This is a genomic window from Stieleria bergensis (genome assembly GCA_007745635.1).
GTDB classification, from domain to species: domain Bacteria; phylum Planctomycetota; class Planctomycetia; order Pirellulales; family Pirellulaceae; genus Stieleria; species Stieleria bergensis.
This window is the reverse complement of record CP036272.1, coordinates 895,479-909,899: the sequence shown is the minus strand read 5'-3', so window position 1 is coordinate 909,899 and position 14,421 is coordinate 895,479. Positions and strand designations below refer to the sequence as shown.

Sequence of the window (14,421 nt, the reverse complement as noted above, 5' to 3'; positions counted from 1 at the left end):
GGAACCGAGTCAGGGCTTCTCCGAGTCAGGACACTCACAAACCAACTTGCTGCAACCGGGACAACCCTGGCCGTACTTGGATGTCAGTGCTGCGTTCAGATCGATGTCGGCCACGTTGGCGATGGTTGTCAGCCAGGCAATCACGTCGGCAAATTCCTCCGCCAGATTCTCCCGATCATCGCCGCGCAAGGCTGACGCCAGCTCTCCGACTTCCTCCATCAACCACATGAAGGTTCCCTCAACCCCTCGCGCAACGTCTTTCTCGTAGTACATCTGACGAATGTGTTGTTGCAGGTCGGAAAAGGTTAAGTCTTTTGAATCGCTCATTATCGAGAAAGTTTAGGAGAAAGTGACGAATTTCATGCAGCAGTCGGGCCGACGTCAACAGCTTAGTCGGACAAGCCCAAGCTCGATCCAACATTGTGATAATCGCCGGCAGCTAATCACAGGAGGAAATCAGCCGCTTTACGGATCACTTCATAAACTCAGCTCACCAAGCAGGGCTAGCCGGACCAGGCAGGGCTCCAATCAGTGACCGCCGGCCCGAAAAACGCGGCCTCAGAACAACCGATGGCGTGGACCTTCGGCGGCCAGCGACCGCACATTCCGAACAGAACGCATCACTATCGGTCCAGTACAGCGTCCTGAAGGTTTTGGTTCCGAGGATTGAGCCTGATTCTGGCCAAAAACCGATCTTCATCTGCAGCGGCAACGGACTGCCTGGACGATCATGCAATGCTGGCAGCAGAAAAGAGCCCTGGCCAATTGCCCGGAAAAACCCTGCCAGCAAGTGGATCGTTGCCGTTTAGAAATAAAACCGTTCCCGGCGACGATCCCGGCGGCAGATCTTCTAACCGGTATGCAGCAAGCGAGCGGGTGACAATAATAACGAAGATTCCGAAAATCTCCGATGTTGCCAACCCAGCTCTCCAAGCTACCTAAACTGGCGTCCGATCCGGAATTTGGCCCCACATCGAATACGATAAGGCGACCCGTTGTCTGAACCCTCCCAACCAAAATCCGAAGCGTCTAACGATCACGCCGCCGCCCAACAGCCGGCAGAGCAATCCAAAAACGATTCCGGACGCAAATCGGCAAGCTTTCACCGATACCCGCTTTATGCGCCGCGTTTTTGGCACGGAATGCGTCCCAAGACTTGGTGGCGTTTGCTGCGTGATGGCAAATTCCGAATCTACCCCAGTCGCTGGGGATTTCTGATTGGCATCTCCTTTGCCACCCCGTTCAACACCTTAATGGCGTGGGTGCAACAACTGTTTTATGGTCGCAAGCTCAAACAGACGCAACTGCACGGCCCACCGGTGTTCATCATTGGGCACTGGCGCAGCGGCACGACATTGCTGCATGAGCTGATGGTGCTGGACGAACGTTACAGCAGCCCATCAACATTCCAGTGTTTTGCACCGCATCACTTCCTGATCACCGAATGGATCTTTCGTCGCTTCTTCAAGTGGATGCTGCCAGGCAAGCGTCCGATGGACAACATGGCGGCCGGCTGGGATCGTCCTCAGGAAGACGAGTTCGCGCTGATGAACCTGGGCATGCGATCACCCTATCGCAGCATTGCTTTCCCGCGACAAGACCCCATGGATCTGGAGTACCTGGATTTTGAAGGGGTCAGTGATGAAGATGTTCAGACGTGGATCGACGGCCTGCGTGGATTCTTAAAAAGTGTCAGCTTCACCACCGGTCGTCCTCTGGTCATCAAGAGCCCCACGCATACCGGGCGTTTGGCTGCACTCGCCGAAGCATTCCCCGAAGCTCGTTTCATTCATGTCGCGCGTGATCCACGAGCGCTGTTCCCATCCACGGTTCGACTTTGGCACAGCTTGGCTGATATCCAAGGTCTACAACCTCCCTTCCGACCGGAAGACGATCCAGACCGAGACCAGCCAGAGCAAAGCCGGCCAAAGCAATATGTCGTTCAATGCTTGAAGAAAATGTACGACGCGTTCTTGCCTCAAAAGGAAGCTCTACCCGCCCAACGCATCGTCTGCATTCGCTATGAAGACCTGATCGCTGATCCAGTAAAAACTCTGGAACACATTTATTCATCACTCCGGTTAAGTGATTTCCAAACCGTGCGTCCGGTGATCGATCAGTGGGTGAAGAACGAGCACCGATCGTATAAAACCAACAAGCATCAGCTTTCCGCTGAAGATGAACAGATGATCCAGAAAGAGTGGAAACACTACTCTGAAGCCTTTGACTACTAACGCCCAGTGGACGAACAACACCATGCGTGCTGCCTGCCCGAACACCTCCGTCACACTAAACCTGCTGCTCGTTTTGGCCTGTGTCCTCTCGGGATGCAACTCCGAAACCGCCCCCCCAGCCAAAACGCCATCACAGCCAGTCGCGTCACAGCCCGCCACCAGCGCCTCTGAAACGAATGCTGCCGACACGCATCGGCAACTGAGTGACGAACAGCTTGCTGCCCTGCTCCAAGCGCGGCTTCCCGATGATCAGCTTTCCCAAGGCTGGGTACGCCTCTTTGATGGCGTCACCTTGATGGGCTGGCAGCCACAACCGAACGCCAATTTCCATGTCGAAGACAACGCCCTCGTTGCAGACGAAGGCAAACCATGCCTGCTGACCACCGATTCCAGTTGGAAGGACTTTGAACTGCAGGTCGAATTCCAAGCCGAAACCGACACCAACAGCGGCGTCTTTGTACGAACCCCCGCCACGCAAACCGACCCCGCGAACAACTGCTATGAGATCAACATCGCAAACGATGAAAACCCCTTTCCAACCGGCAGCATCGTCAAGCGTCAAAAAGTAGACGCCACAGCCGCTGGTCCACAAACACCTGATCAGTGGCGGCAGATGACCATCATCGCCAAAGGCGATCAAATCACCGTCAAACTGGGCGATCAAATCGTCTGCGAGTACCAAGATCCCAATCCGCTGCCCGCCCGACAGATCGGACTGCAATATCGCTTTGGGCGGATCGCCTTTCGCAATGTCCTGATTCGGCCGCTCGACTTAGAGTCCCTGCTGGACGCCGAACTGACACAGTGGAAACAGTACCCCGAGATGCCAGGCTCCTTCACCATCAATGAAGACCAACAACTGCACGTCCAAGGCGGACGCACACAACTGGAAACAAACGACCGCTATGGCGACTTTACTTTGCTGGCCCGCTACAAGATCGATCAACCAAACATGAATAGCGGCATCTTCTTTCGCTGTATTCCAGGGGATGAAATGATGGGTTACGAATGCCAGGTCAACAATGACTATGAAACGTCTCGCTTACAGCCAGCCGATCACGGCACCGGTGGCATCTTCCGCCGCCAAGAGGCTCGCTTCGTCGCCGGAGACAACGGACAATGGGCAACCGTGCTCCTGCAAGCGAGCGGCAACAAGATCGCCGCCTGGGTCAACGGCATTCAAGTCAGCCAGTGGCAAGACCAACGCGAACCACATGAAAACCCACGCAAAGGCCTACGCACCGATCCGGGCACGATCATGATCCAAGGACATGACCCCGGCACCGATGTCCTGTATTCACATCTGGAGATCAGCACGCTGTAACCAATCAACAGCATGCGCACGGAACAATTGTCATCATTTGGGCCTGTCACAGATCAGGAAGAAGAAACACACACAGGCCCAGCGACCACAGAGTTTCCTTCCGGCGTGATCTCTGCGCCTCCGTGTTTTAACATTTCGAGTCCGGAGAATTGAGCCGACACGGCAAACGTTTGTCGATCAATCGGCCCATCTTGGCAGCGAACCGGCGCGCACCATTCGTCAAACCGTCCGACGAACACTCTCTGTCCCTATTCCCAGGTCCTGCCCAAACATTGCCCCTGCCTGCAATCGTAGTGAAACCAAGAGTAAACCACGAAGCACGCGAAGTGCACGAAGGAGGAGGACAAAATCATCCTCCCTGGACTGTCCCCGAATCGTCAATGTGCAGCAGAGAACACTTGCTCTCCGGTCGGTGTGCCCCAAACCGCATGTGGAACACCTACGGCGTTCGGCAGGTTTGATGGTTCCAGTGACCCAAGGTGCGCTTCGCGACCTTGGGCTGTGAAAATGGAACACCTACGGCGTTCGGCAGGCCAGGCTGACGTTCCTTCGAAGCACATGATCAGAGAAACGCCCAAGCAACCTGCCAAATCCAAGGCGGTGGCTTTCACAATCGCATCCAGATTTCCGAACGCCGAAGGTGTTCTACCCCATAGCCCAGGGTCGCGCAGCGCACCCTGGGGACAGGCCCCACACACATCGTCTCCGAACGCCGAAGGTGTTCTACAAATGGAGCTGGTAAGCCCATGAGAACACAAGCAAGTACAAGGCATCTCGCCCAAACCCTTGCACTAGAAAACTGACACCAGCGCCGCTGGCCATGCAAACGCTCATAATCTGCCGGGGACAGTTCACCGAAACTTGCAATCGTCGCAAAACCGGGAATGAACCACGAAGGACACGAAGAGCACGAAGGAGGTAATCACAATCATCCTCCGCTGCAAAAACTGTGACGGGCGTGTGCAGTTACATGAAACGCTTGAGCGGTACATCATGAAACCGCTCATGGAGATTGCCGAGCGGGCGCTGGATCAGCTTGAGCGTTGGCAGGACTTAGAAGACTGGGAGCACTGGCGGCAAGCGGTCCAAGTGGCGATTGTGCAAGCGGAAAGCTCGAGCACGCTGATTGAGAGTTTTCAACGCGGGGTGATGGTGCTGGATGACGAGTGGCTTAGCCGAGTGCTCCAAACGATGGAGTTGCTCGACGAGCTGCGGCCAGCCAACCAGGAGCGACCACCCCCATGATTGACAACAACGGGGCCACGACTGATGAGCAGAAACTCGAGCCGATGAAACTCGATCCGGCTAGTGGCATGCCATTACCAAATCTAAAGCCCTCAAAACCAAGCCATTTCAATCCACCGGGCCAATCAAACGCACTCTCACCGCGTCAACACACTGCCAAGTCGTCAAACGCACGGCCCTTCTAACCCAGCCGCCCAATCAAAAACGCCTTGGACACCCAAGTAAAACCAGGCAACCCATCAAGGCTCAAACTCCGTCCCCACATCAGAACTCGGTTCATGGCTTACTAAGTCCAGTAGATTACGAGTTGCGTGGTCATTCAATCGCTTCGTTCGTCTTGTCCTCGTCCGTCGGTTTCGGCTGGAAGCCCAAATCCGGGACAGCGCCGAGAGAAGACTTGCCGAGCGATGAGCCATCCAAGTTATTACGAATCTCATACGAAACTCTCATTGACCTTCTTAAACGTTGGAGTCTGCGCAGCACAGACCTTTGCGTAGATTGTTCTGTCGCCGTCACGAGCGACTCAATAAAATCAATTTCTGCTTTCTGAATCGCAAATCTATCATTCAAAACTTGCTGGTACCAATTGCCTGAGCAAAACACAATCACTAAAGCGGCCAAAGCAGCGGAGGACACAAGCCTGTGTATCAAGCCAAGTTTAACCTGCGCATACAACCATACTAGGGAAAGAAACGCGAATGCAACTAAACCGACAACCAAAATCATACCACGACACCACCTTTCCCTAACGTCCACAAAGCTTCAAACCACACTCTGGGATCGCATTGTTCTTCACATAGTCGATGCAGTTGTTCCAATACCACGCAAAGCCGCTTTTCTTAATACTCTTCATGCAATGCAATATTTCATTCGGTGTAGCATCAAAACCAGTCTTATTTCTACCTGGGCCATGCCTCAATCTGTTCCCACTACGACAAAGTGATTTGCATCCACGAGGCTTGAATGACGACTCCCACTGAGGTGGCCCGCCCAACCAATTCCAAAAGTCCCTTCCAACGAATCTAGTTTCGGCGGTACGTTCCAGTCAAATGGAACCGTTCCATCATGCGGGCCAATCATATTAGGTTGTGTTGGTAAACCATCGCTACCTAATACACCCCACATAATGAAACTGTGTGAGCCGCACTTGTTGGCAAGGGGACGACACAGCGTGCCTGGGTCAAACTCTCGCCAACACCATTGAAAACCGTGGCTTCGATTTACAATGTTGCCATTTTCACATTTTGAAACCGCTCTTTCATATCTTTTTCCATTGCAACAGCCAAAACGAGGATTTCTAACATTGTCTTCATATCTCAACGATCCGCATGTACGCCGAACTTGATGCCCTTGCAAACCAAGGGGATCTAAGTAACTGGTGGGCGACGAATTGACGAATTCGTGCAGATTCCATTGGCTGCCGTTAAACCCAATCGGATCTCTTCCACAGAACCTTCCTGACTTTGGATCGTACATCCGTGCGCGGTAGTGATAGAGGTCCAGGTCCTCGTCCCACTCGCGGCCGGTGTACGTGTAGCGGTTACTCAACTGGCTGCTGCCGCGAGAGACGCCTCCGCCATCGAAAATCGACACGCTGCCGTAGGCGTCGTAGCTGTAACGCTCTTTGACGCTCCCTGTGTGGTTGGTCAGCGCGATCACGCTGTACTGTTGGTTGCGGTGATAGAAGTGCTTGCCGCCACCGGCATGGCCAATGCGCACTACAGGCTCGTCGATGTAGCTTGCATACAGGTATGCAGTACGTCGGGCTGGTCGCGGCCGCTCCGGACGCGTAATCGACGACGGTCTGTTGGCCGTTTTGGACGTAGACCGTGGCCGCGGTCCCATCGTCTCGGTAAACACGTCGGCCCAAGGCGTCGAACTTGTACTGAACATCCGCCATGCCGTCCCCGTCGGTATCGGCCAAGGACAACCGGTTGTCAAAGTCCCAGCTCATCGCCAGGGCGTTGCTGCCTGGACGAAGCACTGCCGGGATCGAGGTCATGTTCCCCTTGGCGTCATGGGAGACACTTTGTGAGGCCACTGTCAACAGTTCGTGAGCCGAACCGTGAGTGCGACTTTGCACGCTAGCGTTTTCGGTGTAACTGGTCCAGTCACCGACAAGAGACAGGTTCCAGGACTGATCCAGGTTGCTGTCATCTCGCGACCAGTTGACCAATCGGTCCTCGTCGTCGTAACCAGAAACCCCGACATCGAACCCATAGTTGCTCATCGTGCCGGTGATGGTTTCACTGGTCTTGTTCTTGTTGGCATCCCAGCCATAAGAGAGGTTACCGATCGAAGCACCAGTGAAACTGATCCCCGAGAGCGTGTTGTCGGTATTGTAGGCTCGAGTTTCCACGACGCCATTATCCAAGGTACTGGTCAGTAAACGCCCGCCATGATTGGCGCGTGTCCTTATGGTAGCAGAGTTTCGTGCGCCGATGGGCGAAGCATCTAGAACACCGACAGCTTTCGGTATCGACGGAGGGTGCCGCGTGTTCATTGGTGCGTGCAAGCACGGCAAGTTACGATTTTTGGTGCGTTTCTAGTCGAGCCAACGCCGACTACTTCGTCGCCGGCAGCACGGCGCGGAGTGATCGAGGTAGCGGAAAGTGCACGGACTCTTCACGAACCGTGGCCACTTCCACTGTGCCATCAAAGTTCTCACAGAGCCAAGTAATCGTGTCCTGCACGACGTTTTCTGGCGCGCTTGCTCCAGCGGTGACCAACACGCGATCGTCGGCACTGAAATCACTTAGCGAGAGCCCTTGCGGACCATCAACAAGAAAGGACTTGGTGATTTTTTCGGCAGCAAGCTCTCGAAGCCGTGCGCTATTGCTACTGTTTTGACTGCCAACGACAACCACGGCATCAACGTCCTGGCAGAGCTCGCGGACGGCATCCTGTCGGTTCTGAGTCGCGTAACAGATATCACCTTTGGCAGGGCTCTCCAAATCCGGGAACCGCTCTCGCAAACGGGACAGGATGCGATTGGCATCATCAACGCTCAGTGTGGTCTGTGTGAGGACGGCGACCTTTGAATCATCGGCCACTTCCAACGAGTCCACTTCATCAGCTTCTTCGATCAAGACAATCGCCTCGGGGGCCTCACCCATCGTACCGATCACTTCATCGTGTCCCTCGTGGCCAATCAAGAAAATGGTGTATCCACTTTTGGCATACTTGATCGCTTCCAAGTGCACCTTGGTCACCAGCGGGCAGGTGGCATCGAGCGCGTGCAGGTCCCTGGCTTTGGCTTGGTCGCGGACCGCAGGTGAAACACCATGAGCGGAAAACATCAGCACCGAACCATTGGGCACCTCGTCGACTGAATCGACAAAGACAGCTCCTTTTTCACGAAAACTATTCACGACATACTGGTTGTGGACGATTTCATGGTACACATAGACGGGCGTACCAAAATGTTGTAGCGCCAAGTCCAAGGAGTCGACCGCCATATTGACTCCCGCGCAAAATCCTCTTGGGGCTGCCAATACAATTTTCATGATTCGTCATTCCACGTCTTGTAAGTTCTGGAGCACATCCGTTGAAGTCGCCGCTGAAGCCGCAACCGGAGTGGGAGGAATCGCCCACAGCGGCCCCCCGATCCACTGACGCCGCCCAGGCAGCGGCCCCCGCTAAGCAGCAAGCAGCGATGAGCGTTGCGTCGAGCGAGCGGTATTGTCGCCAGCTGGCAACTTCCCATTACGAAAACTTTGTCGTCGCCTCCGTTCTGCTGCCGGCGGCCATGCGAGCTCCATTCTACAGCCTGTACGCGTATTGCCGCACCGCTGATGACCTTGCCGACGAATCAGCCAGTCCGGAAGCCGCGTTGTCCGCACTGGATCGTCTGGCCCAAGATTTGGACAAAACCTTCGCAGGCCAACCGCCGCAACGCGAGTTCTTTCCCGCCTTGCACGCGACCATCAAACAGTTCGCGATGACGCGTGAGCCCTTTGATGATCTGTTATCAGCGATGCGCCAAGACCAGACGGTGACGCAGTACGAAAGTTATCCGCAACTTCTCGATTATTGTAGCCGATCGGCATCCCCCGTCGGACGCATGGTGCTGCAACTGGCCGATCTCCGCGAGGGCATCGCGGTTGAGCAGTCAGACGACATTTGCATTGGCTTGCAACTGGCGAACTTCTGGCAAGACGTCGCTCGAGATCATCAAATCGGACGCATTTACCTGCCGGAACAAATGCGAAACGAGTTCCAAGTCACTCCCGACATGCTCCTGCAATCCAGCACCGCTCCGGAGCTCAAGCGCTTGCTGAAACACCTTTGCCAGGATGCCCGGGAACGTTTTCAACGTGGTATGTTGTTGGTCGAATCGCTCCCGCGTTGGCTGGCATCGGACGTCCGTTTGATGGCGCAAGGTGGCGTGGCGACCCTGGATGCAATTGCCAAGATGGACTACGACGTGCTGCGGTGCCGCCCAAAAGTCAGTCTCTGGAAACAGACAAAATTATTGATGCGGGCAGTGCTAGGACGAATGCTTTGAGCAACAACACCGTGAATCTTCCGCAAAGCTACCGCAGCGTCCGACGCATTACTCGGCGCAGTGGAAGCAACTTTTATCGATCCTTTGCCTTGCTGGCCAAAGAGAAACGCAGCGCGATGGAAGCGCTCTATGCGTTTTCGCGCATCACCGATGACTTAGGTGACTGCAACCAACCGCTGGCGCTACGCAACCGTTGGCTGGAGCACTGGCGTCAGGCCACGGCGCTCAACTTGATTCGCAATCCTAACTCCGATCAAGTCTTACTGCCACCGGGATTGCCTGATCGCACCGACGATTGGCCGATTGATTTAGTTTCCCATGCACAACAGATCATGCCTGCGCTCGCAGACACGGTGCAGCGTTTCAATATTCCGTCACGTTATTTGCTGGAAATCATTGACGGCGTTGTCGCGGATCAGCAGAAAACTCGCTTTGACACCTTTGAGCAACTCGAACATTACTGCTATCTGGTCGCTTCCTCGGTAGGCTTAGCCTGCCTGCATATCTGGGGCTTTCGCGATCCACTGCCCGAGCAAGCCGCCATTGACTGTGGCGTTGCCTTTCAGCTGACCAACATTGTTCGCGACATCAGCGAAGACGCTCAGCGCGGCAGAATTTATTTACCACGCCAGCATTACGCGCAACATGGCCTGCACGAAGATGACCTGCTTCATCCACGTCAAGATGATCGCCTGGCCTGCTTGATCGAAGATGAACTGAAACGCGCCGAAGCCTTGTATCTCAGTGGCTGGGAAGTCTACCACTCGCTGGAACCCGACGGCCAACGTGTCTTTTCCATGATGTGGCGCACGTACCGGAAACTGCTCGAGAGACTGAAAGAGAACCCACGGCAGATTGTCACACGCCGAATTCGACTGACATTCCTTGACCGGCTGACGATGGCCGCCAATCATTTCATCCCCCCTCTTTATCGCCGCCTTCCCTGCCCGCCTAACGAACTGAATGCTAGCAATCCAGCGAGCACCGTTGTTCGCTCTCAGGCAACACCTAACGACACGACCCCTAAGAATAAGGATCAGCAGTGAGCTCGGTCGACTCTCGAGACCAACCGCAAGTGGTCATCGTCGGTGGTGGACTGGCTGGGCTTGCCGCCGCTGAAGCTCTCAGTCGTCAATCGGCGAACGACGGTGCCCCAAATGTTGAAGTGGTGTTGTTGGAATCACGCCTGCAATTCGGTGGCCGAACAGGATCGTTCAGCGATCCCAACAGCGATCAGCAAATTGATTATTGCCAACACGTGGCAATGGGCTGCTGCACGAACTTCCTGGACTTGATGCAGCGCATGGACTTGCTCAAGTTCTTTCATCATCACCAGGAACTCAACTTCCTACACCCCGACTACCAAGCCTGTCGATTCCGTCCAACGAATTGGCTGCCCGCACCACTGCATCTGTTGCCAGCCTTCAGCAAACTGCGGCATGTCAGCACCCGCCAAAAAGCTCAGATCGCCAAAGGCATGTGGCGATTGTTTCGCACGCCCTCCCATCAGCTTGGCAACATCAATGCTCAGCAGTGGCTGATTGATCAGGGACAAGACGCCTCCTGTCGCGAACAATTCTGGGATGTCATTCTGATCAGTGCACTAGGCGAAGCACCACAACACGTTTCGATGCAAGCGGCGCGGAAAGTGTTCATCGATGGTTTTGCAGCAACGCATGCAGCCTGCGATCTCTACATTCCCGGCAAACCGCTGGCGGAACTGTTTGGCCAAAACCTGATTCAGAAACTGACGGATCGCGGGGTGCGTCTGATCAAGCGAATGTCGGTGCAGAACATCAGCCACCAAGGTCATGTGATCACCGCGCAGCAGACCTGGCAACCGGACGCGGTGATTTGCGCCGTCCCCTGGCATCAACTGACAAACCTGTGTGACGACGATTCACTGTGTTACGCAAGCGGAAATCAGAATGCCTCGGCGGAGCGACTGTCACCGAAACAGTTTCCAACCTCGGCAATCAGTGGCATTCACCTGTGGTTTGATCAACCGATCACCGAATTGGATCATGCGATCTTGGTCGGCACTCAGTCCCAATGGCTGTTTCGTGATCCGACCAATCAAAATCCGTCTGCCGATGGCGAGCACTATTACCAAGTCGTGATCAGCGCCTCAACAGCGTTGCGGGGGGCAGACCAGCAGCAGCTAACAGAGACCATTTTGGCAGAATTAGCCACCATGTTTCCCCAGACGAAACAAGCGCGATTGCTGCGTCATCGCCTGGTCACCGACCCCAAGAGTGTGTACGCGTTGACCTCGCAGGTCGACCAGTCTCGACCACAAACCCGCACACGCAACGAGCGTTTATTCTTAGCTGGTGATTGGGTGCAAACAGGTTGGCCAGCGACGATGGAAAGCGCGGTGATCAGCGGCCGGCAAGCAGCCCAAGCTTGCCTGGAGAGCTTGGCCAAAAAGAAAGCGACCTCATCACGCACGATGAAGTCGCTTGTCGTTCCTCAGCAACAGCCCAAACTTCTTTCTCGACTGCTGATTCGCTCCTGATCGCGAGCCGTTACAACTTCTTAATCACGTCGGCGATGGTTGCGGGATCGGCTTTGGCTTTGACCGCGTCGTCTTTATGAACGACCTTTCCGTTGCGATCAATGACAAAGGTCCAACGTTTCGCGGTGGCAGTGCGCAGCAATTCCGTTGCGCTGCCGTCAATCACTTTCTTGACGACTTTGTCGCCCAGGTTCACTGGGACGCCAAACGCGTTGGCAACTTTGCCATCACCATCGGCCAGCAACGTAAAGTTCAGCTGATGAGCTTTCTTAAAGATCTGATGGTTTTCGACAGAGTCACCACTGACACCGATCACTTCGACACCTGCGGAGGCCAACGATTCCATCTTGTCCCGATAGCCGCAGGCTTGCGCCGTACAGCCGCCGGTCATGTCGGCCGGATAGAAGTAAACCACCAGGATCTTTTTGCCGACATGGTCACTGGACTTCCAGAGTTTGCCGTGATCGTCCTTGGCTTCAAACTTCGGCGCGTCATCGCCAACATCAATCGCATGCGAGGGCGCGGAACCTACAAACAGAATCGATAACGAAGCGATCAGGCCAGTAAACAACTTCAGTCGCATGACAGAGTCCTTGATTGGTGGGAGGCAAAAGGTGGGAAGGAAGCTTGATTGTAATCCCTCACTCAGATCGAAACCCGACCGGTTGGCAACTCAGCCGTTTTACTTTCCTTTTTTGGGTCGGCGACCGCGCGGCAACGGTTCCGGATAGGTCGCCAAAATGGCTTGAAGACGCTGTAAAACATCAGGAGATTGACCCGCCACGTTCACCTGTTCGACTTGGGAATCCTGGTAGTCGTACAACTCGTACTCGGCTTCCTGGTCGCTTTGTCCGGCCCGTTTCCACTGGACCAGACGATAGCGATCGGTCCGTATCGCGCGCCCCATCATTTGTTTAGGGTAGGCATGGAAGGCGTGATCGCGAACTCGCTGACCAGGATCCTTCAGCACCGGCACCAGTGAGACGCCGTCGATCGGCTGCGGCCCCGTTGGCGCGGGCAAGCCAGCCAACTCTGCTAACGTCGGAAACAGGTCAACACTTTCTGCCAACTGGCCGGTTGCCAGTCCTGGAGAGGTGATTCCCGGAGCCACAATCAGAATCGGAATTCGATTGGCCTGTTCATAGTTAGTGTGTTTTGTCCAGACACCTAAATCACCAAGATGAAACCCGTGATCGCCCCACAGAACAACGATGGTGTTGTCAGCCAGGTCGAATCGATCGAGCGCCTGGATCACCTGACCAATCTGAGCATCCACATAGGCGGTGCTGGCGTAGTAACCATGGATAAGATTGCGTTTCAATTCGATGGGATAGTTCTCGTGAACCTTTTCCGGGACGGGGCTGTAATTGGCAATTTCGCCACCACGCTTGTGTGCGACGGCAGGCGACTTAGCAGGCAACTTCTCTGTTTCTGGTAGCGGCAACGCCTGTGGATCAAAGAGGTCCCAGTACTTCTTGGGTGCACTAAACGGCAAGTGTGGCCGAGCAAATCCTGCCGCGATAAAAAACGGAGTCCCTTCTTCGTCACGGCGTTTCTTGGCAGCCATCAAACGATGAATCGTCTCCCTGGCAACTCGCCCATCAGCGTAGGCTTGATCCGGCACATCGGGTGATTCATAAGCCGCTCCACGAGGCAAGGACTTGATTCGATCCAACTGTTGGTTGGTAAAGAAAGCCTCTTCGCGAGTTAACTTGCCACCTTCTGTGCTGGCCGGATCAGCGTACTCGATCACCTTCTCTTTGAAGTGTTCAACGGAAAATGATTCGGGGTCGCCATGATTGCCATGTCCAATGTGAAACACTTTGCCCAGCGATTCCGTCCGATACCCATGGGCAGCAAAATGCTGGGGCATCGTGACCGCCTGTGGAAGGATTCGCCGTAACTGGCTACCAAGCCCATACAGTCCGGTGCTGGTTGAGTGTGACCCCAACATCAGAGTGAACCGCGACGGAGCACAAACCGCCTGATTGCAGTAAGCCCGATCGAATCGCATGCCGCGCCGTGCAAGCTGGTCCAAGTTTGGGGTCTTGGCATGCGGGTCTCCATAACATCCCATCGCTGGCTTCAGATCATCCACCAACAGCAGTAAAACATTGGGACGAGCAACGCTTGCCGAATCCGCATCGGGCTGCTGCGCCGCACCGACGGTGACAAAACAAAACGTGTAGCAAAAGGCAAAGAATGGAAACGAACGCTGGTTTAAACCACTTAGCATTGAATCGCTTGGTCAAAAGAATACGAACAGCATGATGCTCGACAGCCACCCGAACGTCCGTTTTTGCGTCCCGGCCGACTGTCCGTGAACCCTCATTACACTCGATCGACCGCCGCTGTGCTAGGCAATTCCTGTTCATCCGAAGAAGAGATTTTGTCAGCAGCCAGCGCATTCGTTCCGATCTGCCAGTCAGGCGAGGCGAGCCGCCTGGGGCCTGTCGACGCGGCGTCTGGACTTGGCTCCCGTCTGGACTTGGCTCCCGTCTGGACTTGGCTCCCGTCTGGACTTGGCTCCCGTCTCACACTGGCCTGTTCGGCCGTGATGAATCCAGGCGGTTGCAAGCGGCAGGCTGCCGCT

At 54.8% G+C, this 14,421-nt stretch carries 14 protein-coding genes; 7 read left to right on the top strand and 7 right to left on the bottom strand.

Annotated elements, in window-relative coordinates:
- Positions 1-9: 9 nt before the first annotated feature.
- Positions 10-330 (bottom strand): MazG nucleotide pyrophosphohydrolase domain-containing protein, encoded by a 321-nt coding sequence (locus tag SV7mr_RS02910; RefSeq protein WP_145269060.1) that lies wholly within the window; start codon positions 328-330, stop codon positions 10-12.
- Between the two features lie 336 nt (positions 331-666).
- On the opposite strand from SV7mr_RS02910, the gene SV7mr_RS02905 reads away from it, so the two are divergent.
- From SV7mr_RS02905 to SV7mr_RS02890, 4 genes are all read left to right on the top strand, one after another.
- Complete coding sequence (locus tag SV7mr_RS02905; protein ID WP_145269058.1) at positions 667-942, top strand: hypothetical protein; 276 nt, start codon at positions 667-669, stop codon at positions 940-942.
- A gap of 53 nt (positions 943-995) precedes the next feature.
- A complete protein-coding gene (locus SV7mr_RS02900) occupies positions 996-2,234 on the top strand; it encodes a sulfotransferase family protein (protein ID WP_419188016.1) in 1,239 nt (412 codons plus the stop codon).
- Positions 2,224-3,558 (top strand): 3-keto-disaccharide hydrolase, encoded by a 1,335-nt coding sequence (locus SV7mr_RS02895; RefSeq protein ID WP_419188015.1) that lies wholly within the window; start codon positions 2,224-2,226, stop codon positions 3,556-3,558. Before SV7mr_RS02900 ends, SV7mr_RS02895 begins: the two co-directional genes overlap by 11 nt.
- Before the next feature lie 993 nt (positions 3,559-4,551).
- Positions 4,552-4,803 (top strand): hypothetical protein, encoded by a 252-nt coding sequence (locus SV7mr_RS02890; protein WP_145269054.1) that lies wholly within the window; start codon positions 4,552-4,554, stop codon positions 4,801-4,803.
- 315 nt (positions 4,804-5,118) lie between these two features.
- Here SV7mr_RS02890 and SV7mr_RS02885 read toward each other — a convergent pair whose 3' ends face one another.
- From SV7mr_RS02885 to ispH, 4 genes are all read right to left on the bottom strand, one after another.
- Complete coding sequence (locus tag SV7mr_RS02885) at positions 5,119-5,529, bottom strand: hypothetical protein (protein WP_145269052.1); 411 nt, start codon at positions 5,527-5,529, stop codon at positions 5,119-5,121.
- Between the two features lie 189 nt (positions 5,530-5,718).
- Positions 5,719-6,396 carry an RHS repeat-associated core domain-containing protein gene (locus SV7mr_RS02880; protein WP_419188014.1) on the bottom strand — a complete coding sequence of 226 codons (678 nt, stop codon included), beginning with the start codon at positions 6,394-6,396 and terminating at the stop codon, positions 5,719-5,721.
- Positions 6,344-7,162 (bottom strand): hypothetical protein, encoded by an 819-nt coding sequence (locus SV7mr_RS25020; protein WP_419188013.1) that lies wholly within the window; start codon positions 7,160-7,162, stop codon positions 6,344-6,346. The genes SV7mr_RS02880 and SV7mr_RS25020 overlap by 53 nt, the downstream gene beginning before the upstream one ends.
- Before the next feature lie 205 nt (positions 7,163-7,367).
- Positions 7,368-8,309 (bottom strand): 4-hydroxy-3-methylbut-2-enyl diphosphate reductase, encoded by a 942-nt coding sequence (gene ispH / locus SV7mr_RS02875; protein ID WP_145269048.1) that lies wholly within the window; start codon positions 8,307-8,309, stop codon positions 7,368-7,370.
- Positions 8,310-8,350: 41 nt separating this feature from the next.
- Between ispH and hpnC the strand changes: the two genes are divergently transcribed.
- From hpnC to hpnE, 3 genes are read left to right on the top strand one after another with little or no spacing between them, the layout of a single operon-like run.
- On the top strand, positions 8,351-9,310 hold the full coding sequence (hpnC, locus tag SV7mr_RS02870) for a squalene synthase HpnC (protein WP_419188012.1): 960 nt from the start codon (positions 8,351-8,353) through the stop codon (positions 9,308-9,310).
- Complete coding sequence (locus SV7mr_RS02865) at positions 9,307-10,356, top strand: phytoene/squalene synthase family protein (RefSeq protein WP_145269046.1); 1,050 nt, start codon at positions 9,307-9,309, stop codon at positions 10,354-10,356. Before hpnC ends, SV7mr_RS02865 begins: the two co-directional genes overlap by 4 nt.
- A complete protein-coding gene (gene hpnE / locus SV7mr_RS02860) occupies positions 10,353-11,828 on the top strand; it encodes a hydroxysqualene dehydroxylase HpnE (RefSeq protein ID WP_145269044.1) in 1,476 nt (491 codons plus the stop codon). Before SV7mr_RS02865 ends, hpnE begins: the two co-directional genes overlap by 4 nt.
- A 10-nt stretch (positions 11,829-11,838) precedes the next feature.
- On the opposite strand, the gene SV7mr_RS02855 is transcribed toward hpnE, so the two are convergent.
- Positions 11,839-12,411 carry a peroxiredoxin gene (locus tag SV7mr_RS02855; RefSeq protein ID WP_145269042.1) on the bottom strand — a complete coding sequence of 191 codons (573 nt, stop codon included), beginning with the start codon at positions 12,409-12,411 and terminating at the stop codon, positions 11,839-11,841.
- 99 nt (positions 12,412-12,510) lie between these two features.
- Positions 12,511-14,064 carry a sulfatase gene (locus tag SV7mr_RS02850; protein ID WP_145269040.1) on the bottom strand — a complete coding sequence of 518 codons (1,554 nt, stop codon included), beginning with the start codon at positions 14,062-14,064 and terminating at the stop codon, positions 12,511-12,513.
- Between the last annotated feature and the right edge of the window lie 357 nt (positions 14,065-14,421).